Source organism: Primorskyibacter marinus, from assembly GCF_003313245.1.
Classification (GTDB): domain Bacteria; phylum Pseudomonadota; class Alphaproteobacteria; order Rhodobacterales; family Rhodobacteraceae; genus Primorskyibacter; species Primorskyibacter marinus.
The window spans coordinates 152,563-175,102 of record NZ_QJSD01000002.1; the positions used below are offsets into that span (position 1 = coordinate 152,563).

20 protein-coding genes are annotated in these 22,540 nt (G+C 62.5%); 18 read left to right on the forward strand and 2 right to left on the reverse strand.

Annotated elements, in window-relative coordinates:
• Nucleotides 1-223: 223 nt before the first annotated feature.
• Both DMZ65_RS04650 and DMZ65_RS04655 read right to left on the reverse strand, forming a co-directional pair.
• The gene (locus DMZ65_RS04650; protein WP_116597754.1) at nucleotides 224-2,569 is read right to left on the reverse strand and encodes a PIG-L family deacetylase; all 2,346 of its coding nucleotides are present in this window, start codon (nucleotides 2,567-2,569) and stop codon (nucleotides 224-226) included.
• 6 nt (nucleotides 2,570-2,575) lie between these two features.
• Complete coding sequence (locus DMZ65_RS04655) at nucleotides 2,576-3,751, reverse strand: ROK family transcriptional regulator (RefSeq protein WP_116597755.1); 1,176 nt, start codon at nucleotides 3,749-3,751, stop codon at nucleotides 2,576-2,578.
• A 115-nt stretch (nucleotides 3,752-3,866) separates the two neighbouring features.
• Here DMZ65_RS04655 and DMZ65_RS04660 point away from each other — a divergent pair, with 115 nt between their 5' ends.
• The 18 genes from DMZ65_RS04660 to DMZ65_RS04745 all read left to right on the forward strand — a co-directional run bounded on the left by DMZ65_RS04660 (nucleotide 3,867) and on the right by DMZ65_RS04745 (nucleotide 22,540).
• Nucleotides 3,867-5,129 carry an extracellular solute-binding protein gene (locus DMZ65_RS04660; protein ID WP_116597756.1) on the forward strand — a complete coding sequence of 421 codons (1,263 nt, stop codon included), beginning with the start codon at nucleotides 3,867-3,869 and terminating at the stop codon, nucleotides 5,127-5,129.
• 87 nt (nucleotides 5,130-5,216) lie between these two features.
• The gene (locus DMZ65_RS04665) at nucleotides 5,217-6,104 is read left to right on the forward strand and encodes a carbohydrate ABC transporter permease (protein WP_116597757.1); all 888 of its coding nucleotides are present in this window, start codon (nucleotides 5,217-5,219) and stop codon (nucleotides 6,102-6,104) included.
• Nucleotides 6,105-6,175: 71 nt separating this feature from the next.
• On the forward strand, nucleotides 6,176-7,054 hold the full coding sequence (locus DMZ65_RS04670; protein ID WP_116597758.1) for a carbohydrate ABC transporter permease: 879 nt from the start codon (nucleotides 6,176-6,178) through the stop codon (nucleotides 7,052-7,054).
• Nucleotides 7,051-8,535: an argininosuccinate lyase gene (gene argH / locus DMZ65_RS04675; RefSeq protein WP_116597759.1), complete on the forward strand. Its 1,485-nt coding sequence runs from the start codon at nucleotides 7,051-7,053 to the stop codon at nucleotides 8,533-8,535. Before DMZ65_RS04670 ends, argH begins: the two co-directional genes overlap by 4 nt.
• Nucleotides 8,536-8,538: 3 nt before the next feature.
• Nucleotides 8,539-9,597 carry an ABC transporter ATP-binding protein gene (locus DMZ65_RS04680; protein WP_116597760.1) on the forward strand — a complete coding sequence of 353 codons (1,059 nt, stop codon included), beginning with the start codon at nucleotides 8,539-8,541 and terminating at the stop codon, nucleotides 9,595-9,597.
• Nucleotides 9,594-10,460 carry a carbohydrate kinase family protein gene (locus tag DMZ65_RS04685; protein ID WP_116597761.1) on the forward strand — a complete coding sequence of 289 codons (867 nt, stop codon included), beginning with the start codon at nucleotides 9,594-9,596 and terminating at the stop codon, nucleotides 10,458-10,460. The genes DMZ65_RS04680 and DMZ65_RS04685 overlap by 4 nt, the downstream gene beginning before the upstream one ends.
• 186 nt (nucleotides 10,461-10,646) lie before the next feature.
• Entirely contained in the window at nucleotides 10,647-11,543 is an 897-nt protein-coding gene (locus DMZ65_RS04690) for a hypothetical protein (protein WP_232824891.1), read from the forward strand.
• 86 nt (nucleotides 11,544-11,629) lie between these two features.
• The gene (locus DMZ65_RS04695) at nucleotides 11,630-12,586 is read left to right on the forward strand and encodes an AAA family ATPase (protein ID WP_116597763.1); all 957 of its coding nucleotides are present in this window, start codon (nucleotides 11,630-11,632) and stop codon (nucleotides 12,584-12,586) included.
• Entirely contained in the window at nucleotides 12,583-13,485 is a 903-nt protein-coding gene (locus DMZ65_RS04700) for a DUF58 domain-containing protein (RefSeq protein ID WP_116597764.1), read from the forward strand. Before DMZ65_RS04695 ends, DMZ65_RS04700 begins: the two co-directional genes overlap by 4 nt.
• Nucleotides 13,482-13,859: a hypothetical protein gene (locus tag DMZ65_RS04705; protein ID WP_116597765.1), complete on the forward strand. Its 378-nt coding sequence runs from the start codon at nucleotides 13,482-13,484 to the stop codon at nucleotides 13,857-13,859. Before DMZ65_RS04700 ends, DMZ65_RS04705 begins: the two co-directional genes overlap by 4 nt.
• Nucleotides 13,852-14,817, forward strand: a complete 966-nt coding sequence (locus DMZ65_RS04710) for a VWA domain-containing protein (RefSeq protein WP_116597766.1) — start codon at nucleotides 13,852-13,854, stop codon at nucleotides 14,815-14,817. Before DMZ65_RS04705 ends, DMZ65_RS04710 begins: the two co-directional genes overlap by 8 nt.
• Nucleotides 14,796-15,710, forward strand: a complete 915-nt coding sequence (locus tag DMZ65_RS04715; RefSeq protein WP_232824892.1) for a vWA domain-containing protein — start codon at nucleotides 14,796-14,798, stop codon at nucleotides 15,708-15,710. Before DMZ65_RS04710 ends, DMZ65_RS04715 begins: the two co-directional genes overlap by 22 nt.
• Nucleotides 15,707-16,381, forward strand: coding sequence for a hypothetical protein (locus tag DMZ65_RS04720; protein WP_116597767.1), 675 nt, complete (start codon nucleotides 15,707-15,709; stop codon nucleotides 16,379-16,381). The genes DMZ65_RS04715 and DMZ65_RS04720 overlap by 4 nt, the downstream gene beginning before the upstream one ends.
• Nucleotides 16,378-17,580 (forward strand): BatD family protein, encoded by a 1,203-nt coding sequence (locus DMZ65_RS04725; RefSeq protein ID WP_116597768.1) that lies wholly within the window; start codon nucleotides 16,378-16,380, stop codon nucleotides 17,578-17,580. Before DMZ65_RS04720 ends, DMZ65_RS04725 begins: the two co-directional genes overlap by 4 nt.
• Before the next feature lie 79 nt (nucleotides 17,581-17,659).
• Entirely contained in the window at nucleotides 17,660-18,286 is a 627-nt protein-coding gene (gene gfa / locus DMZ65_RS04730; RefSeq protein WP_116597769.1) for an S-(hydroxymethyl)glutathione synthase, read from the forward strand.
• 96 nt (nucleotides 18,287-18,382) lie between these two features.
• Nucleotides 18,383-19,108 carry a LuxR C-terminal-related transcriptional regulator gene (locus DMZ65_RS04735; RefSeq protein ID WP_116597770.1) on the forward strand — a complete coding sequence of 242 codons (726 nt, stop codon included), beginning with the start codon at nucleotides 18,383-18,385 and terminating at the stop codon, nucleotides 19,106-19,108.
• A gap of 10 nt (nucleotides 19,109-19,118) precedes the next feature.
• Nucleotides 19,119-20,288, forward strand: a complete 1,170-nt coding sequence (locus DMZ65_RS04740; RefSeq protein ID WP_116597771.1) for an FIST N-terminal domain-containing protein — start codon at nucleotides 19,119-19,121, stop codon at nucleotides 20,286-20,288.
• Complete coding sequence (locus DMZ65_RS04745; RefSeq protein ID WP_116597772.1) at nucleotides 20,279-22,540, forward strand: ATP-binding response regulator; 2,262 nt, start codon at nucleotides 20,279-20,281, stop codon at nucleotides 22,538-22,540. The genes DMZ65_RS04740 and DMZ65_RS04745 overlap by 10 nt, the downstream gene beginning before the upstream one ends.

The window sequence follows — 22,540 nt, forward strand, 5'->3', positions numbered from 1 at the left end:
CGATCAAGCAGATCAGGGCCTTGACGCCTGAACATCGCGCTTTCAGGCGCGCTCATCGTCCGGATTGCGGCCTCTGGCCTCCGGCACCGCCGCGACGAAGGCACCCCCCTGTGACAAAGCGCGGAACGACCGACGCAAACGCCAATATGCTGAAGGCCAGCGCGCAGCGCGGCGTGACACCATCGCGACGCCGGCCATGGTGCCCGCTGCGTTTGTTTTACAATCAGGCGGCGGGGGCAGTCAGGTTCGCCATCAGTCGGAACGCGCCCGGCACCAGTCGGGCCATCTGATGCTGCAGGATAAGCGAGGTATGGGTGTGCCGACCCTTGCCGACCTCGGCGCTCAGCAATGCGCCTTTCAGCGCGGCTTCGCCGGGATCGTTCATCTCCAGCGGGGTGGCATAGGCCGGGTCCCAGCTTTTGGCGAAATATAGCCCCCGCTCCTTGTGCCAGCCTTTCCAATCCTCCGGGCCGATTTTGTTCGGGGACGACAAAAGCGGGTGATCCTGCGCCTGCGTAACGGGTGCTGCCTCGTCCGTGACACGCCAGCGCAGCGACGGCTGTCCGATCTCCAGCCGAAGCGGGGGCGTGGTTTCGGGCGCCCAGTTGTCCCAAGGCCGGTGGTACAGCGTCACCAGATGGCCGCCGGCCCGCACCCAGGCATGAAGGCGCGGCATCGCTTCCAGCAGACCGGGGCGAAAGCGCAGGGCAAAGATACCGATCACCACCGTATCAAATGGCGCGAGGGCGGCGTCACTGTCCAGATCGGTATCCGACAGGTCCGTCACATCCACGCCAAGCGCCTTCAGCCAATGCGCCACACGGTCATGGCCGCTGCCGATATAGGCGACACGAGCAGGTGGCAGATCGGCGTGCAGAACCCGGACCGACAGCGCGGCAGGACGGCTTTGCATCGTGGGGTCGATATGCGGGTGATCTATGCGCGTTTCGCTGGTTGCGGGCTGTCCGTCCAGAAGCAGCGGCAGGTGATAGAGGCCCTGGGGCGCGGTATTCGGCAGGCGGAGTGTCAGGCCGGTATCGCTGCGCTCGGCCTGCCAGCCGGTTGGCAGATCCAGCGATGGCTTGGCCTCCGATGGGTGTAAATCTGACAGGGCCACCGCGATCTGACGCCGTTGGGTGGCAAGGTTGACCACCTCTGTCTCCGGGTTCAGAGTGGCGGCGCGCGCGCTTAGAACCACCGCTGGCCGCTCGAACGGAACACGGATGCTGGCCCCGCCAATGTCCAGACGCAGTGCCGGGGCAGGCGGGTCGGCAGGGTCATATTCTGCGCGATGCCCATCGCTCGGCCTTGCTGCCGCGTCGATATGCAGGCTGTGACCATCCGCGTGCCAGCCATCGGGCAGATCGGGGGTGGCGGTCAAATCTGCGGCATCGCCGGGATCACATTCTACTTCCAGCTTCGTTTGCGCGCCGGGCCGCAGCCAGGTGCCTTCGGTGCGCGCGCGCGCCTCGATCCCCAAGGCCAGACGCAGGACGTGGCCAAGCTGCACACGTTTGGCGGCAAGCCTGTGCGCGATCAGCGGGGCAGCGTCCGGCGGACAGGCATGTTCGGCGGCTGCCACATGGTCATAGGCGGCGCGTGCCTTCACGGCGATTGTGGCAAAGTCCGGAAATCCGGCGATGGCCGCATCAATCGCCTTCTGCGCAGTGTGCAGGTCTGGACCGATTGCAGGTGCCAGCGACGCGAGATCCGCCAGGTTTTGTGGCAATCCGTCAGTGACGGCCAGATCGGGGCCAGAGACGTGGCTTTCCGCCAGATGCAGCGGCCAATCCTGTCCTGCACCGGCAGGCATCCAGCGCCCCATCCCCTGTGTCCGGTGCATTGCACGCGACATCTGTCCGATCCGGGCATAGGGCCAGCCGCTGACCGGATCGCGCCCTGTCGCGGGCACCTCCAGCGTGGCGGGGGGCGGCGGTTCGTCATCGTCATAAGCCTGCCCCGCGCCGGACCACGCGGGCAGGTAAAGCTTGGAGATCTGCCACGGGGGCAGTTCGCAGGCGAATTCCGGATCAGCGGCGGCCTGCATCACCTGATGCGCGGCGGCGGTCATGGCGCGGTGGTGGCCATGCTGACCGGGAATGTCGAGGAAGGTCGGGATCAGGATGTCAGGTCGCTCGGTTCGCACGATCTGGACGAACCGCGCCATCAGCGCGTCTTTGCCCCAGCGCCCCAGGGTTTCTTCGCCGCTTTTGGAAAAGCCGAAATCGGTGATCGGATCATCGGCAGTGACCCCATGCCAATACATCCGCATATTGAGGATATCGCAGGCGCGCTCCATCTCGCGGGTGCGCAGGGCACCAAGATCGCCCCCCGCTTCGATGCCGATGTCGTTCTGACCGCCTTCGCCCCGGGTCGAGCAGGCATAGGACAGGTTGACGCCGTCGCGCAGCCCAAGGGCGGCCAGCATTGACGACGTTTCGTCATCCGGGTGGGCCCCGGAATTCATCAGGCGCACCACGTTGGTCAGCGGGCGCAGCGCGAACCACAGATCAAGAATGCGCGGGTGCGCGCGGGCAGCGTCCAGGCGGGTCTGGTCTGGTGTGGGCATGGGGGCCTACCGGCTTGCGGCGATCATCGGGGTGAACGCCTGGTTGAGGACAAGGGCCGCGGCGCCAAGCGTGGCAGTCATCCGCCCCGACGTGCCGCGCATCAGCCGGGGCTGCGTGCGGTCGGCCCGGTTGGACACGGACCGGTCGGGCAGGCGCACCGCGTTGATTAGATGGTCGAGCAACGCATCGGGCATGGCGCCGCCAAGGATCACGACCTGTGGATCAAAGAGATTTTCGATAATGCCGATGGCGGCAGAAAAAGGCTGCGCAGCGGTATCGAGCCATTGCAACAGCGGCGGTGCGGATTGCGCGTAGAGCCGGCTCAGATCATCCATATCGCGCGCGTCGATCCCGTGGGCGCACAGATGTGCCTGCACCGACAGCCGACTGACACAGCTTTCCAGCGCGACGGGTACGCCCTGTGCGATCACCGGGATATGGCCGATCTCGCCCGCATTGCCAAACGCGCCAGAGACCAGCCTTCCGCCTTGCAGCAACCCCAGGCCCAGCCCCTGCCCGAAATAAAGGAAGGCAAACGTTTCCAACCCCTGCGCGACGCCCGAGATCCGTTCCGCCATGGCGCTGGCATTGGCGTCGTTTTCGACGAAAACCGGCAGGTGAAGCGCGTCCTCCAGCAAACCTTGCGGATCTATATCCTGCCAGCCCGGCAGGTCCGAGCCGCTGTTCTGGATACCCGTCGCGCCAAAGGGTCCGGGCATGACGACGCCCGCGCCCAGTACCGACGTCTCGCGCACGCCCGTGTCATGCAGCGCACGGACCTTATGTGCCGCGACCTCTGCCAGCACGGTTTTCGGCTGATTGTTTGTAAGTTCCGTCCGATGGCTGTGTTTGGTTGCTCCGGTCAGGTCGATCAGCGCCGAAAAGACAGCGTTGGGCCGGATCTCGATCCCCAGCCCGTATCCGCCCGTGGGGTTGATCGCATATTGCTGCACCGGCAGGCCGCGCCCGCCCGTGCGGCGGCCGTGTTCGCGCAGCATTCCGTCTGCCAACATATCGGCAATGATGTTGGACACTGCCTGTGTGGACAGGCCCGAAGCGCGCGCAATCTCTGCCCGTCCAATCGCACCGGCGGCGCGGACGCTTCCCAACACCATCTGCCGGTTGTGACTGCGGGTGCGTTCGGCGTTGACGCCCGGAATTTGGCGGTGAGATGCGCTCATGGGACTCAATTAACTCAATCTTCTTGAATACTCAAGCTAGTTGAGTTAAACGAAGGGAATGTCCGGACCTACGCCAGGCGCGGGTCACGGCCACGATAAAAACAGGGAGACTCCGATGGCATTTCCGACATTGAAGGCCTGGGCCGTGGCAACTGCCGCCGGTGCCGCGTCGCTGATCACCACCCCGGCTCAGGCGGTCGAGATCGAATATTGGCAGTACTTCTTCGACGCCCGCGTCGCTGCAATGGACCAGTTGATCGAGAAGTTCGAGGCCGCCAATCCCGACATCACCGTCACGATGACGCATTTTCCCTACGCGGATTATCGCACCAAGGTCGCTGCCGCGATTCCGGCGGGTGAAGGCCCGGATGTTGTGCAGCTGTTCTACGGATGGCTGAACGATTATGTCGATGCCGACCTGATCCAGCCGCTGCCCGGTGATGCGTTCCCGGTAGAGGCTATCGACGCAGAATTCTTCCCGATGGTGCAGGCGATGAAGGGCGATGGCCAGTATTGGGCACTGCCGACCGCCGTCCGCAGCCTTGCGCTGTTCTACAATGAACGCCTGATGGAAGAGGCCGGTGTCGAGCCGCCCACCAATCTCGACGAGCTGATCGCGGCGGCGCAGGCCATGACCAAGGTTGATGGCGCTGGCAACATCACTCAGGTGGGTCTGACAGCCGGGATGACGGCGCAGGATCACCACTGGTGGCGCGAAGTTCTGGTGCGTCAGTTCGGCGGAGAGCCTTACCTTGATGACTACAAGACAGTGAATTACGACACCGAGGCCGGACGCAAGGCGCTGGATTTTTATGTCGGACTGGCAACGGATGAAAACCCGGTCACCGCATTCAACTTCATGGATGAGCCGCAGGCCGCGTTCAAGGCTGGCCGCGCAGGCATGCATATCGACGGCTCGTTCCGGATCGGCGCGCTGGAAAGCACACGGGGCCTGAAATGGGGCGTGACCGAACTGCCCGCCAATGCGGATGGGATGCGGTCCAACTATTCGTCCTATTGGGTCAACGCGATCACAACCAAGGCCGAGGGCGAAAAATACGATGCCGCGGTCAAGTTCATGCAATACGTCACCTCGGACGAGGCGATGCAGGTCTGGTTGGACGTGGTCGGTGAACTGCCCGCCAAGCCGTCTGTCGGCATGACAGACGCCAATGCGAATGACCCGGTTTTTGGCCCGTTCATCCGTGGTCTGGAATATGCGCATACCACAAAGTTTGCGGATGAAAGCGGTCAGCGGCAGGCGATGGTGGAAATGGTCGAACGCATCACGCTTGAAGGCATGGACCCGGGCGAAAGCCTGACACTTGCCGCCGAAGCCGAGCAAAAAATCCTCGACGATTACTATAGCGGGAACTGAGCCTGTGTCTTCGGTCCCGGCGTGCCCTTGCGCGCCGGGATCAACCCGCCCGGCAAGTCCGGGGCGTAATTCCGGGGTCGTCCTGTCATGTATCGAAACCTGACCATCAAGCAAAAACAGATCGTCTGGGCCTGGGCATTTCTGGCGCTGCCGGTGCTGTTCTATTCGGTCATCCGGTTCTACCCGACCGGCAACGCGATGCTGATCAGCTTTCAGGACTGGAACCTGCTGGGCACGCGGACATGGACGGGACTGGACAATTACACCACGCTGCTGTCCGATCCGGTCTTCTGGCAGGTGTTCCGCAACACCTTCATCTATCTGCTGTTGGGCACGCCCGTCAGCCTGGTGGTGGCCTTTGCCATTGCCTACCATCTCGACAAGGTCCGGTTCATGCACGGCTTCCTGCGGATGCTGTATTTCCTGCCGTTTATGACCAGCGCGGTCGCCATGGCCTGGGTCTGGCGCTGGTTCTATCAGCCGGTGCCGGTGGGGCTGTTCAACAATGCGCTGGCCAGCCTGGGCATCCCGCAGGTCAACTTTCTGAACTCGACGACCAACGCGCTGCCCGCGATCCTTGCCCCCGCCGTCTGGGCCGGGCTGGGCTTTCAGGTGATCATCTTCATGGCCGGGCTGCGCGCCATTCCGCGCAGCTATTACGAGGCTGCCCGCATCGACGGTGTTTCAACCTGGACGGTGTTGTGGGAGATCACACTGCCGCTCTTGCGGCCGACAATCGTGTTTCTGGTGGTGTTCTCGTCCATCGGTTTCCTGCGGATCTTCGATCATGTCTTCAACATGACGACAAACAATCCCGGCGGGCCGCTCAATTCAACCAAGCCGTTGGTGCTGATGATCTATCAGACCGCGTTCAGTTCCTTCGATATGGGCTATGCGGCGGCGCAGACCGTGGTGCTGTTCATCGTGCTGTTGCTGGTCAGCCTGTTGCAACTCTGGATCATGAGGGACCGCTGAGCATGGGGACTCAAGCCGCTATTTCTTCCGCGAACAGCGTGTTTTTTCAAACCCGAAGGGGCACGTTCTAGATGGCCGTGACCGAAGAGATCCGCCCCAACGCAGATGCGCTGCTGCATGCCGCCCCTCCGCGACGACCCGCCAATATGGGCCAGATCCTGCGTTGGACGCTGCTGTTTCTGGGCGGCATCGCGATGGTCATGCCGATCGCCTACATGATCTCGACCTCGCTCAAATGGCCGCATGAGGTCTATAATCTGCAACTGATCCCCGACGAGCCGCATCTGGAAAACTACACCTATGTGCTGGAGGACGGGCGGTTCTACGGCTGGTTCATCAACTCCATCGTCATCGCCGTGGTCACCACCGTGTCGAATGTGCTGTTTGACAGTCTGGTCGGTTACACCCTGTGCAAATTCCGGTTTCCTGGCCGTTACATCGTGTTCATCGCGATCCTGTCCACGCTGATGATCCCGACCGAGATGCTGGTGATCCCGTGGTATCTGATGAGCCAGCAACTGGGTTGGCTGGACACCTATTGGGGCATCATGTTCCCCGGCCTGATGACCGCCTTCGGCACCTTCCTGATGAAACAGTTCTTTGAAACCGTGCCCGATGACTTCATCGAAGCCGCGCGCATCGACGGGCTGAACGAGTTGCAAATCTGGTGGACGGTGGCCATGCCGCTGGTCAAACCGGCGCTGGCCGCCTTGGCGATCTTTGTGTTCCTCGGCAACTGGACGGCCTTCATCTGGCCGCTGATCGTGACCAACTCGGTCGAGATGTACACGCTGCCGGTCGGGCTGTCCTCCTTCGGAGATGAGGCGGACGTCGCGTGGGAGCTGATCATGACGGGTGCCGCGATCTCGACCATTCCAACGCTGGTCGTGTTCCTGATCTTCCAACGCTACATCATCCAGGGCGTCGTCATGGCGGGGTTGAAGGGATGACGGATACCTCGCGTTTTCCCGATCCTGTCTATCGCGACACGGTGCTGGCACCGTTGTTCGAAGGGGTCAAAACCCATTACGCGGGCCATATGGGGGCGCTCAACCGGGCGCATCTGGTGATGCTGGCGGAAACCGGCATCCTGTCCGCCCCAGACGCCCGCGCCATCGCGGAGACTCTGACCACCATTGAGGCCGATACGGACATCGCGTCGCTGACCTATACCGGCGAACATGAGGATTACTTTTTCCTGGTCGAGGCAGAGTTGCGCGAACGGCTGGGCGATCTGGGCGGCGCGCTGCACACCGCACGGTCGCGCAATGACATGGACCACACCTTGTTCAAGCTGGCCCTGCGCAGCCGCACGGCGCATCTGATAGGGCGGGCGCTGGACCTGTCCGATGCGCTGATTGCCAAGGCACGGACCGAGGCCGCCACGCCGATTGTTGCCTATACCCACGGCCAGCCGGCCCAGCCCACCACCTTCGGCCATTACCTTGGCGCGGTGATAGAGGTCTTGCAGCGCGACATTGCCCGGCTTGACGCTGCCGCCGACGGGCTGGAGCATTGCCCGATGGGCGCGGCCGCGATCACCACCAGCGGTTTCCCCATCGACCGGCAGCGGGTTGCCGAGCTTCTGGGTTTCGAAGGCCCGCTGCTCAATTCCTACGGCTGCATCGCGGCGGTGGATTATGTGACCGGGCTGTATTCCGCGATCCGGCTGATGTTCCTGCATCTGGGCCGCGTCATTCAGGACATGCAGTTCTGGACGGCCTTCGAGGTCGGGCAGCTATATGTGCCCAACAGCCTTGTGCAGATCAGTTCCATCATGCCGCAAAAGCGCAACCCGGTGCCGATTGAGCATTTGCGCCACCTGTCCAGCGTCACCTGCGGGCAGTGCGAGGCCGTCATCAACACGATGCACAACACGCCGTTCACCGACATGAACGATTCCGAAGGCGAGGTGCAGGCCGCAGGCTATGCCGCGTTCGACCGGGGCGGGCGGGTGCTGTCGCTGCTGGGCACGCTGATCCCGGCGGTCTCGGTCAATGCGGACCGGGTGCGCGCCACCACGGATGCGGCCTGCATCACCATCACCGAACTGGCCGACACGCTGGTGCGCGACGAAGGGCTGAGTTTCCGGCAGGCGCATGAGATCGCCGCCGCCACGGCGCGGGCGGTGATCGCGGCGGGCGTTCCACTTGGGCAAGGGTTCGACGCCTTTTCCGACGCATTTGAACACGCCGCCGGACGAGCGCCGCAACTGGACAGTGCGGCATTTACCCATGCCGTCGCGCCTGAAACCTTCATCGCGCGGCGTGACCGTCCCGGCGGGCCTGCGCCTGCCGCTTTGAACGCAGCTTTGGACGGCTACGCCCAGACCGCGACCGCCCAACGCGCCGCGATGGATGCCCGCGCCACACGCCACAGAAATGCCAAGGCACGCCTTCAGGCCGCCTTCACGACGATCCTTGAGGGGTAAAGAATGGCCGATCTGTCGATCCGCGATCTGGTGAAACGCTATGACAAGACGCAAGTGCTGCACGGTATCAGCCTTGATGTGCAGGATGGCGAATTCGTGGTTTTTGTCGGGCCGTCAGGCTGTGGCAAGTCCACCACCTTGCGGATGATAGCGGGGCTTGAAGAGATCACCTCGGGCGAGGTGTCCATCGCGGGACGTGTGGTCAACAACCTCGAACCCAAAGAGCGCGACATCGCCATGGTGTTCCAGAATTACGCGATCTATCCGCATATGACGGTGCGCAAGAATATCGGCTTCGGGCTGCGGACCGCCAAGATGCCGCGCGCCGACAAGGAACGGCGGATCGACGAGGTTGCCGTGATCCTTGGCATGACCGACCTTCTGGACCGCAAACCCAGTCAGTTGTCAGGCGGTCAGCGCCAGCGCGTCGCCATCGGGCGGGCCATGGTGCGCGACCCGGCGGTGTTCCTGTTTGACGAACCGCTCAGCAATCTGGACGCACAACTGCGCACGCAGATGCGACTGGAGATCAAGAAGCTGCACCAGCGGGTCGGCAATACGATCATCTTCGTGACCCACGATCAGGTCGAGGCGATGACCATGGCCGACCGGATCGTCATCATGAAGGACGGGCATATCCAGCAGGTCGGCACGCCGTCGGACGTCTATCACCAACCGGCGAACACCTTTGTCGCGCGCTTCATCGGTGCGCCGTCGATGAACATGCTGCCCGGTGTGGTCGGCAATGGCGGTAAAATCCGGTTGGACAGCGGTGCCGAGGTCACGCTGGACACAGGTGCCACGCCGGGTCAGGCCGTGGTGGTTGGGGTGCGGCCAGAAGATCTTTACCCCAATGACGGCCCTGCGCTGGTGCGTGGTCCGGTGCTAGTGCGTGAGCCGCTTGGGGCCGAAACGCTGATCTATGTCGGGCGCGAAGGCGAAGAGGTGATCGCAAAGGCGGATGGGCGCACCCCGCCCGAGGTGGGCGAAGAGGTTACGCTGACAGCGGCATTGGGAAACCTGCATATTTTTGACGCCGAAACCGGCGAGGCTCTGCGGTGAGCCTTGAGGGCGCGGTGATCTGTGCAGGTCGTCTGTATTGCGACCTGATCTTCACCGGCGTGCCGCGCCTGCCCAGCCTGGGGACAGAGATCTACGCCGCTGGTCTGGGCCTTCACGCGGGCGGCGGAGCGTTCATCACAGCGGCGCATTTCGGGGCTTTGGGGCGACGCGCGGCGCTGGCGGCGACCTTGCCCGGCGCGCCGTTTGACACGATCGTTTCCGGTGATCTGGCACATGCCGGGTTGGACCTGAGCCTGTGCCGCGCAGCGCCCGACGGCAATGATCCGCAAATTACCGTGGTGTTGACCGGGGCCGAGGATCGCGCCTTTGTCACCCGCCGGTCCGGTCCCGCCCTGCCGCGCCTGACGGCCGGTGATCTGCGCGGGGGCCGGCATCTGCATATCGGAGAGTTGGCGACGCTTGTGGAATGCCCCTGGCTGATCGACGCCGCCCGCGATGCCGGGCTGACCCTGTCACTTGACTGCGCGTGGGACGAAACGCTGGACGCCAAAGGCGCGGTGCCGCTGATCGCACAGGTCGATGTTTTCCTGCCCAATGCTGTCGAGGCGCAACGCCTTGTCGCCGCAGGGCTGCCGCCGCCCTGGTCAAACCTTGACGTGATAAAGCGCGGGGCTGAAGGCGCGACTGCCGGGCATGGTGATACCGAAATTGCCGCGCCCGCCATCGCCGTGACTCCGGTTGACACGACCGGCGCGGGAGACGCGTTCAATGCCGGTTTTCTGAATGCCTGGCTTGACGGGGCAGGAACCGAGGCATCGCTTCGGCTGGGCAACGACCGTGCCGCGCGGGCGATTTCAGGGCGGGGCGGGTTCAACCCCGCAGAAACCGTGGCCGTGACGTGATTTCATCGCGGCCGACGTAAAACCGGCCTTGCAGCCACATCATACAACGTTCCGAGCAAGACTTGCGACCTCCACTGTGTCCAGGACAGTCAGGCGCGACATGACCGGTTCCGTCGCCAGTGTGGAAGTTCGGCCAAATCCCGCTAAACTCTGGCTATGCGAGGCAGTCCTATCCTTTCTGTTGCGGTGGCTCTGGTCCTTCTGTTCGCGGGGCAGGGGCGCGCTGCGGATCGGCAGAGCTTTCTTGAGCTGGCGCGCAGCGGCTGGAACTATCAGCTGCGTTCGACAATGCTGGGTCGGGATATGTCAATCCCGGTCCATATCAACGGGCGCGACCTGTCGGGCGCGGCGCTGTGCCTTGTCGGCGACCCGCCCACCGCGCAAACGCTGGCAGTGCTGGACACGTTCCGCGCGCTGGCCCGCCATGTCTTTGGCAAGCCGCTGCCGATGCGCTACGCAGGCAGGCACGCGCGGTCATGCGGGTCAGGACGGACCGCCATTCTGCGGCTTTATTCAGGGTTCCCCCCAAATCAGGCGCTGACGCAGGATATTGACTGGATGAATGACGCCTACGGGCTGGGACTGCTGCCCGGACGATTTTACGCGGCAAATTCCCCGGCCATGGCGCAGACCTTCTTTGGCAGGCGCGGGGCCACGACGCATCTGATGGTCCAGCAGGCCGTGTCCCCGCCGGGATCGCTGGAAGAGACCTATTATCGGTCCATCCTGATCGAGGAGTTGTTTCAAAGCTTCACCTTCGGAATGGATGTGCTGCTGTTGCGGCGCGACCCTGTTTTCCTGTCCAAACTTCAGGAAGTGCCGCTGAATACGCATCGCCTTCCCTGGGGGTCAAAAGCGTTCATGTCGGCACTGCTCCGGTCCAACCCGTCAAAGCTGTGCGAGTTTGACGTGTTTATGATGCATGCGGTTGCAAGCTCTGCCGTGGATCAGACGACAGAGCCCGCATTCATCGACTATATCGACGCCGAATTCGACAGGCTGGAAGCGTTGACAGCGGCCACGCGCGCCGATCCGCGGTTCTCGCTTATTCTTGATCCGGACTGCCGCGCCGCCACGCCATGATGCGACTTACGATGGTATAGTGCTGCATCAACCGATGTCCTAACATCACCGTAAAATGGCGCTGAAAAGGCGACGGGAGAGACGAAATGGACGCATTGCCAGACAGCCCGCCAGAGAAGATGCGATCTCTGCTTGGATACCTTGCGCAGGGCCTTGTCGGGCATGAACGGCTGATCGAGCGGCTGATGATTTCTTTGCTGACGGGCGGACATCTTTTGCTGGAAGGCCCGCCGGGCCTGGCCAAGACGCGGGCGGTCAAGTGGCTGTCAAATGCGGTCGAGGGCAGTTTTGCCCGGATCCAGTGTACGCCTGATCTGATGCCTGCTGACCTGACGGGGACGCCGGTGTTTCGTCCGCAAACCGGCACGTTTGAATTTGTGCCCGGTCCGGTCTTTCACAATCTGGTGCTGGTGGATGAAATCAACCGCGCGCCACCCAAGGTGCAATCGGCGCTTCTGGAGGCGATGGCCGAAGGGCAGGTAACGGCTGGCAACCAGACTCATGCCCTGCCGGACCCGTTTCTGGTCGTCGCAACGCAGAACCCGATTGAGCATGACGGCACGTTTCCATTGCCAGAGGCGCAGTTGGACCGGTTCCTGCTTTACGTCAATCTGGACCTGCCTGACGCACAGACCGAACGGCAGATCCTTGATCTGGTCGAAACCGAGGCTGCCCAGCCGCCCGTCGCAGCGGGGCAGATGCCGCTGGCGGCCCTGCAAGAGGCGCGGCGGCAGGCCATGGCGGTGCATCTGTCACCGGAACTGCGCGACTATATCGTCCGCCTTGTGACCGCGACGCGTCAGGGGGATCTCGCCGCCGAGATCGAACATGCTGTCTCGCCGCGCGGATCGCTGGCGTTGGCTGCGGCCTCCAAGGCGCGGGCCTATCTGCGGGGGCGGGATTATGCCTTGCCGGAGGATGTCGCCGATCTTGCCGGGGACACGATGGCGCACAGGATGGTTCTGTCATGGCGCGCCGTCGCCGAAGGCCGCAGCCAGCGCGACGTGGTTGCCACCATCCTTGGCGCGGTCGAGGCGCTGTGACCGCCGCGTTGAAGGCACCGGGCGTCACGCTGTCCGCGACAGAGCTGATCGCCTTGCGCCAAGTGGCCTTGCGTCCATTGGACGAACCGGTGCTCGCCGCGCTACCGGGCGGCTTTGCCATAAGGCGCAAGGGCCATGGTCAAGAGGTGGCCGATGTGCGCGAATATGTGGCGGGCGACGATATACGGCATCTCGACAAGGGTACAACGGCGCGCACCGGCGCATTGCATGTTCGCCAATTCCACGAGGAGCGCGACCGCGTATCGCTGCTGGTGGCGGATTTTCGACCTTCGATGCTGTGGGGAATTTCGCGCGCCTTCCGATCCGTCGCCGCGGCAGAGGCGCTGTGCCTGATTGGATGGCGCATCGTGGTCGAAGGCGGGCGCGTGGGATTGCTGGCCATGTTGCCGGATGGTCAGGTTGTCGTGGCACCGCGTGGCCGGGCGCGGGGAATGCTGGATGTCATAGGTGGTTTGGTGCGCGCGCATGACATGGCGCTGCAATCGGTGATAGACGGACATTCCGAAGATCGCACGCTGGACGAGGCCCTGTCGCGGACAGAGCGGCTTGTGTCCGCCGGGGCAGAGGTGCTTATCGCGTCCGGTTTTGACCATATGGGCGAGGGATTGGCCGCTAGGCTGTCATCTCTGGCGCGGCGTCGGGTGCCGCGTCTGATACGGGTGGTCGAGGGGGCCACCGACAACCTGCCAGCGGGGCGCTACCCTATTCGGTTGCCTGATGGTCTGCGGATACGCGTCGCGATGCACGATAAATCCGCGACGCCACTAGAGGTGGAAACCATTGCCGGGCGCCCCGCGCTGCTCGTGAATGCAGGCGCTGAAATCGTAGAAACCGCGCGCCGGCTGGCGACATCCCTGCCATCGGATCGCATACCATGAACGAAAGGGCGCTAAGCGAACACGCCTTGCAGGCCGGGCTGCGCGACATCCGGCTTCCGGCGGAAGCGGCGGGCGGGATGGGCGCAGAGCTTGCCGCCGCAATTGCTTTAGCGGCAATTGCGGCTTTGATGATTGGCCTGATCGCCCGGCAGTTTCTTGGTCGAAAGCCGCGCCCCGCCCCCGCCCGGCCCAATCTTGCCCGACGACTTGGCGAACTCGACGTATTGCCTGACGCCGAGCGGCGGATTGCCTTGCTTCATTTACTGAAATCATACGACCCTTCGCAGTTTTCCGCGCTGTGTGACGGCCTGTACCGTCCTGATGGCGGGCCGGACATCGCGACCCTGCGTGCGGCGTTGGCGCGCCATGCTTGAGCTGGCAACCCCCTGGGCCTTGGCCTTGCTGCCCTTGCCATTGCTGGCGGTGCGGTTCCTGCCACCGATCCTTGCGGGTGGCACGGCGCTGGCCGTGCCTGAACGCATCGGGGCGGCATTGATCAGGCGGTCCCGCGGGGCAGGATCAGACATGCCTGCGCGCCTGCAACGCGCCTTGCCGTGGCTGATCTGGGTTTTGACGGTGCTGGCCCTTTGCGGCCCCCGGATGCCAGAGCCGGTGGCTGCGCTGAAGGTCTCGGGCCGCGATCTGGCGATTGCGCTGGACCTGTCCGGATCGATGGTGCGGGACGACTTCTATCTCGACGGCGCACCAGTGACCCGGCTGGAGGCCGTCACCGCCGTCGGGTCCGCTTTCGCCCGTCGTCGGGCCGGGGACAGGGTGGCGCTGATCGTTTTCGGGTCCGAGGCGTATTACGCCACGCCGTTTACCTTCGACACCGAAGCGGTTGCCCGCCGGATCGCGGAGGCGACCATAGGCATTTCCGGCCGTGCGACCAATATTTCCGACGCGCTGGGGCTGGCCCTGAAGCGGCTGGAAGCGTCTGAGGCCGCCACGCGCGTGGTCATTCTGCTGTCGGACGGGGCCAATAATGCGGGTGCCACAAATCCGCAGGGTGTCGCGCAACTGGCCGCCGATATGGGTGTCCGTGTGCATACGATCGCGCTTGGCCCAAAGGATGAAACGACCGCAGAGGAAGGCGAACGCGGCGTGGTCGATGCGACGACCCTGCGGGCCATTTCGGACGTGTCGGGCGGGCAGAGCTTTCGCGTGCGGACGACCGAAGACCTTGTCGCCGTCACCGAAGCGCTGGACCGGCTGGAGGCGACGGATAGCGACGGGCTGTCGGCGGAAGTCTATGCCGAATACTGGATCTGGCCCGCAGCCTTGGCCATGCTGGGCTGCCTTGGCCTTGCATGGCGGGAACAGGCAGCATGATCGGCGATCTGACATTGCTGCGGCCGCTGTGGCTTCTGGCCTTGCCCGTCATCGCAGTGCTGGCGGTGTGGCTTTACCGGCATCAGGGCGGTATCGGTGGGTGGGAACGCGCCGTTCGGCCAGAGCTTTTGCGGGCAATGGCCGCGCTTGGGCGGGTTGAAACCCGGCGCGACAGATTGCCTTTGATGGCAGCACTCGGGGCGGCTTTCATCGCGGTGCTGGCCCTGTCCGGTCCGGCGGTGGAAAGACGCGATGCGGTGTCCTTTAGAAATCTCGACGGGGTTGTTCTTGTCGTTGACGCCTCGCCCAGTGTGACGGAAAGCCCCCGCTGGCAGGATCTGGTCACGATGGGCCGGTTTGGGATTGCGTCGCTCGGCTCGCGCCCCGGCGGGATGGTGGTGTTTGCCGGCGATGCCTATGTCGCCACGGACCTGACGGCGGACCACAAACAGTTGGGCCAGACCCTTTCGCTGATAGATCCCGAGACGGTGCCGGATCCCGGATCGCGCCCCGAACGGGGCCTGGACCTTGCAGATGTGTTGCTGACGGAGGCAGAGGTGCTTGCTGGCGACGTGGTCCTTTTCACCGATGGCGCAGGGCTGGGCCCTGACAGTCTGACCGTGGCAGAGCGGATCGCGGCGCAGGGCGCGCGGCTGTCGATTGTCGCTTTCGGCCCGTCAACGCCCGAAATGGAGGCACATGCCGCGATTGGTGGCGGCACGCTGATGTCGCTGGACGCGCCGGACGAACTATCCGATTGGGTGACGGGACAGGCGCGTGACCGGCTGGAGCAACAGTCCTATCCGCTTTTGTTCTGGCGCGACCTCGGGCGGGCGCTGTTGGCATTCGCACTGGTCCCGCTGTTGCTGTTGTTTCGCAGGCAGATGACATGAAGGCGCTGGCCTTAATTGCTGTCGTCGCGACCGCGTTGGCCTTGGTCTTGGGCGGGGCGTCAGGCTTTGGCCGCGTGCTATTGTCGGCAGGGATGCCTGCATTGGCGGCACCTCTGTTTCAGGATGCGCATTGGCGCGGGGTTGCGCTCTATCGCGCCGGGAAGCTGCCCGACGCGGCAGAGGCGTTTGCCGATGCGCGGGCCTTTTACAACCTTGGAACGGCGCAGGCGCGGGATGGCAAATATTCTGCGGCGCTGGAAGCCTATGATCGTGTGATCCCCGGCGGAGACGATGATGCACGGGCCAATTTTGATCTTATCGCCGCCTATTATGCATCGCTTGGGATCGACCCGGAGGTTCTTGGGCTGTTCGGAGAGCAAAAAGAAGGCGTAATAGAGGAATCCTTTGTCGCACAAGGCAGGGCGCGTGCCGCCGGAACAGGCGACGAGGTGACGAACGCCTCTGCCATGCTTGGCAATGTCGAGTTGCGCAGCAACGCGGCACAACAGGTGCGGCGCGTGTTCGACGATCGTTTCATGATGGCGGATGAACGCTGGCTACGGCAATTGGCAGATGTGCCGGGTGAATACCTCGCCGCGCGGATCTCGCAGGAACGCAAGCGGCGCAACGCCCTGGGGCTGGAGCCACCCACGCCGGAGGATCCGCGATGAGGATGGTCTGTCTGCTGATCACGATGCTTTTTGCGGGTCCGGTATTGGCACAATCGCGCAACGTCGATCCGCAGGATCTGCAACTGACAGTCACTGTTCTGGAGCAGGACGCGCAACCTTATGCCCGCGAGATGATCCCGATCCTGATCCGCGGGGTCTACCGTCGCCACATCACCCTTGAGAAACTGGAACAACCGGCGTTGGAGGGGTTCAACTGGACCCAGCTGGGCCCCGATAAATGGAGCGAGGAGCGCCTGAACGGCAAGACCGTCAAGGTGATGGAGCGCCGGATGGCGCTTTATCCCGAGGATGCAGGCACATTGACCATCGGGTCTTTCACCCATCACCTGACCTTGACCGACGAAGGCGACGACTGGTTTGCGCATGACATCACCTCGCCCCCCGTGACGGTAGAGGTTGCTGCCCCGCCGGACCTGCCGGAGGACAGTTGGTGGTTTCCCGCCAAGCGTGTCGAGATATCGGACCAGTGGTCAAACGCGCCGGACCGCTTGAAAGCGGGCGAAGGTGTCTTGCGGATCGTCCGCATCAAGGCGATCGGTGTGACACCGGAAATGGTGCCGCCGATGCCAGAGCTTCATTCGCCCTCGGGCATGGTTTTCGCCCATCCCGAAAAGCGCCTGATCGAACTTTCGCCGGAAGGCCCGGTCACTTTCGTTTTCTGGCGCTGGACGATCCGGCCGGGCAATGCCTATTCCACCATCGTGGAGCCGCTGAATTTACAGTTTTTCGATACTGATGCGCGGGTGATGCGCGATGTCACGATCTCGGCCCAGCGGGTCGCCTATGACGAAACGGCGCTGCCTCCGGTGCCACCGCCCGCGCAACCGTCTGTCCTGCCCGGTTGGCCGGTCGCCTTTGTCGCGCTGCTGATCTTCGGTGCCGGTCTGGGCTGGATGGTGTCTGGCAGACGCCCCGACGCCACGGCACTAAGGCGGCGGTTCAGGATCCTCGATCCGTTGGCGCGACAGATGGCGCGGGCGGCGCGTGCGGATGCGCCCGCGCAGGTCAGGCGCGCGGCATATGCCTTGGTGGGTCGGGACGGGGCCGGGCCGGAAGACGTCCGCCTTTTGGACGGGTTGGACCGGGCGATATTCGCGCCTGACTCCGACACCCCCGATTTGCGCGGCTTTGTCCGGTCCTTCCTGCAATCCCATGCCAGAGTTAAGACTAAGCGCTGAATTGCCAGACACGCCCGACAGGCAGAGGCTTGCGCACAGCGTTCGACACTGGACGCACTGCCTAAGGGAGGACACGACCATGGGATTATTGGACAATCTGTTCGGGGGTGGAAGCAATGACACTGCTGACACCACGCCCAAATACACGCATGTGAAAATTCATCCACAAGTTGACAGTGGCATTCCGCCGGAAAACCCGAATTTCGGCGGCGGTACGCTGCGGTGCCAATGCCAGTCCAATCCGGTGGTCGTGGAAATCTCTGGCCAGACTGCGCATAACCACGTTTGCGGCTGCACCAAATGCTGGAAGCCGAATGGCGCGATCTTCAGTCAGGTCGCCGTGACGCCGCGCAGCAATGTCAAAGTTACCGAAAATGCGGACAAACTGGGGATTGTTGACGAAAGCGCCGCGATCCAACGCCATGCCTGCCGGGATTGCGGAACGCATATGGTGGGGCGGATAGAGGATACCGGGCACCCGTTCCATGGGTTGGATTTCGTGCATACCGAACTGTCCGCGCAAAAGGGCTGGGCGGCGCCGACCTTCGCGGCGTTTGTCTCGTCGATCATCGAATCCGGGGTGGACCCGTCCCGCATGGACGAGATCCGCGGTCGCCTGACGGAACTGGGGCTTGAGCCATATGATTGCCTGTCCCCGCCCCTGATGGACCTGATTGCGACCCATGTCGCGAAACAAAAGGCCTGATGGCTGCGGACACGGGCGGAAAGTGATCTTAGATGCGTTGAAACGGTTGCAAAAAATCGCCGCTAAGCTAGCTTCTTGAACTGGGAGGCTACTGCTATGCAACACTTTGACGTTGCGGTTCCGGAAGAGGCGATCTCTTCGGTGCTGATTGTTGACGACCATCCGCTATACAGCGATGCGCTTGCGTCGGCCTTGGGCGGGGTCTTTGCGGACTGTCAGGTAGAAAAGGCCGGATCCTTGAAAGCGGCGCTCGCATTGCTGGAATCGGGATTTCACCCGGATCTGGTGATGTTTGATCTGGTCTTGCCGGATGTGAATGGCATCTCGGGGTTCATTTCGCTGCGGGCGCATGTGCCGGATATTCCGATTCTGGTCATCTCGTCGATGACCTCGCATGTGCTGGTAACCTCGTTGATGAACGAAGGTGCCGCCGGTTTTTTGCCGAAGGACACGCCTGCAAACGTGATCCAGACCGTGCTGGCAGAGATCGCGGCGGGGCGTAAATATGTGCCGAAGGATTATCGCCAGGCCCGGCCCGCCGAAACGCCCGAGGATTTGCTGGAGAATATTCACCCCAAGCTGGCCGCGTTGACGCCGCAGCAGCAGAGGGTGATGAAGCTGATATGCGAAGGCAAGCCGAACAAGCAGATCGCCTATGAGCTTGATCTGGCCGAGGCGACGGTCAAGGCGCATATCACGGCGTTGCTGCGTCGCCTTGGTGTCAGCAACCGCACACAGGCCGCCCTGCTGGTCGAGGCGGCACATGCCCAGGCTTTGGAATCGGTCGAGGAACCGGAGGCGCTTTCGTTCCTCTGCCGTTAGTAGGACAGATATGCGAGACACCGACCCCTGCTCTGGTCCGGAATTTGTGACGGTGGCGCAATCCACCGCCCCTGATGCCCGCGACGCCGTCGAGGAGGCCGCGACGGGTATCGACCTTGCGCAGACGTGTTTTGTGCTGGTGTTGGCACCGTCCGGATTGGACCCGGGCGTTCTGGCCGATGCTTTGGCTGACAGGCTGGACGGTGTACCGGTGTTTGGCTGCACCACGGCGGGACAGATCACGCCTGCTGGCTACGAGACAGACGCGTTGCTTCTGATCGCCTTTCACAAAGAGAATTTCCGCTGTTCCTCGATCCTGTTCAAGCCGCTGAAACCTCTGACCATTGCGCCGATTATCAGTCAGGTCAAACGTCAGAACAGCCAGTTTCTGCGCACGCCGGGCTGGAACCGGCTTGCCTTGGTTTTTGCCGACGGGCTGTCGAAACAAGAGGATCTGCTGGCCTCGGTTCTGGAAACCGTGCTGGAGGGTATTCCGGTTTTTGGCGGCTCTGCCGGGGACGGTCTGGCCTTTGGCGAAACGTTTATCCTGCATAACGGCACGTTCCACGGCAACGCGGCACTGCTGCTGATGGTCGAGACCAACCTGCAATTTCAGGGCCTCAGCTTTGACCACTTCCTGCCAAACGGCAAGCAACTGGTCATCACCGATGCCAACACCGAAGAGCGTCTTGTCCACGAGATCAACGGTGCCCCTGCGGCAAAGGAATATGCGCGATTGGTCGGCTGCGCAGTCGAGGATCTGTCGCCGCAGGTTTTTGCCGAAAATCCGATGCTGGTCTGCCATAACGAAAACCACTATGTCCGCGCGGTCTTTGCCCTGACGGATGGCCAGTCTCTGTCGTTTCTTGCCGCGATCGACGACGGGCTGGTGATGATGCTGGGCCGTGGCAAGAATATCATTGAGACATTGGAAGCAGAGCTGGATGTACGCGACCCGGCGGGGCAGGCACCGGATTTCATCCTTGCCTTCGATTGCGTGTTGCGAAAGCTGGAATTCGAAGAAAAACAGCTCGACAGGCAGGTCTCCAAACTCTTTCGTCGGCATCGCGTTCTCGGCTTCAACACCTATGGCGAGCAGCATTGCGGGCTGCATATGAACCAGACCTTTGTCGGTGTCGCGTTCTTTGAAAGCGACGGGGGGCACGGCCAATGGACCTGATCGACCCGTCCGAAGCACCAGATATTCAGGTTGCGCGTCAATCCAAGATCATCGCGGCACTGGTCAGGCGGGCGACCCGGCAGAACGAGGTCGGCACGACGGCTTACAGCGCCTTTCAATCGGCCATCGAGTTGCAGGCGCAGGTCGCCGCCAAGACCCGCGATCTGGAACGCGCGGCGACAGAGTTGGAAAGCGTCCAGTATGACCGCGAACGCACCCGTCGCAATCTGGACGAGGCGCTGTCGGCGATGGGTGACGGGCTGGCGCTGTTCACCGACAAGCAGCTGGATATTTGCAACGACCTTTTTCAGCACCTCTTGCAGGATGTTTCGGATCAGGTTGTTCCGGGGCTTGGCCTGACGGGATATTTCAGCCTTCTGACACAAAGCGCGCATGTCCTGTCACTGGATCGGCGGATCACGTCGGCGGATGTGGCCGCGCCTGCGCTGTCGGTCGTGATCGAGTTGACAGAGGACCGCTGGTATCGGCTGAACATGGAGCGGACCTCTGCCGGAACTCGCATTCTTTTGCTCACGGAGATCACGTCGATCGTGCGGCAAAACCGGATCGAGAAAGAGCGGCTGATCGACCGGCAGGCCGACTACCTTCAGGCGGTGTTCGAGAACATGACGTCGGGCGTGTGCACCTTTTCTTCGACGGGTCGGGTTATGATGCATAACCTTCCGTTCCGGCAATTGCTGGGCCTGCCCTACGGGGCTGTGGAAAAGGGCATGTCGCTTCACAGCCTGCTGGCCTTTCTCACGCGACGTGGGGTGATCGAAGGGGCCACGATTTCGATGGTCGAACAATGGCAGGCGCGACTGCTGCGCAGCGGGCGGTTCCGGCAGCGGGTGCGCAGTGTCACCGACAGGGTCTTCGATCTTCAGGCCAATATGCTGCCGGATGGCGGCTTTCTGGTCGAATTGAAGGACGTCACGCTGGAAGCGCGCGCAACCGAGATGCTGGAAAACCGTGTGCAGGAGCGCACCGCAGAGCTGACCCGCGCAAATGCGCGTCTGACGGAGCAATATGATGAAAAGGCGCGCGTCGAAGAAGAACTGCGCTTTGCCAAGGAACGCGCCGAGGCTGCGGTATCTTCCAAGACCCGTTTTCTGGCGGCTGCCAGCCATGACCTGTTGCAGCCCATCAACGCCGCCAAGCTGTTGATTGCGACATTGCAGCAAAACACTTTGGGGTCGCCGCATGCCGCCCTGACAGAGCGGCTAAAAGGGGCTTTCACGTCCATTGAGCAATTGTTGCATGCCCTGCTGGATATTTCTCGTCTGGACAGTATCGAGCAGGATGCGGTGACGGCGCGCACGTTGAACCTCGGCAATATCTTGCAGGGCGTCTACGAGGATCAGACCCCGTTGGCCGAACAAAAGGGCGCGAAGCTGGTGATGGTGCCGTGCAATCATCATGTCCGGTCCGATCCGGTCTATCTGCTGCGATCCATCCAGAACCTTGTGGTGAACGCGATCCAATATACAGAGCCGGGCGGGAAGGTTCTGTTCGGGTGCAGGCGGCGCGGTGACAAGGTCGAATTGCAGGTCTGGGACACCGGCATCGGTATCGGCGAAGAGGATCAAACCCGCATCTTCGAAGAATTTGCCCGCGCGGGAAATGTGCCTGTCGGTTCAGGCGTCGGGTTGGGCCTGTCGATTGTCGAACGGACGTGCCGCCATCTTGGGCACCGGCTGTGGATGTCGTCGGAACTGGGGGTCGGATCGGTCTTTTGTATAGAAATGGACCGCGTGGGCGATTCCATTGGTGAATCCGAACCCGTCAAGGCGGCGTTGAGCTTCGGTGACGTGCCACTGGATCATATCGCCTTGGTGGTAGAGAACGACGCGGATGTGCTGTTTGCCACGACACAGACCTTGCAGGGCTGGGGCGCAAGTGTCCTGCCGGCTGCCTCCACCGAAGAAGCCGTGAACTTTGTTCGGGATTTGGGAATGCCACCGGACATCATGCTGGTGGATTATCAATTGGACGGCGCGGATACCGGCCTGCGCACGATAGAGGCCATTCGCCGGGAAACCGGCACGAATGTGCCCGCAATCATGATCACCGCCGATCGGCGCGAAAGTCTGCTGCGGGCCGGGAAGCGGATGGATTTCACGGTCATGACCAAACCATTGCAGTTGTCGCGCCTGCGTCCACTGATCGAATGGAAGGTCCAGGAACACGCTGCCGGAGTGCAGCCGAAAGTCGGGCATGACACCGCCGGACAGGGGAATACTCTCGGCTGA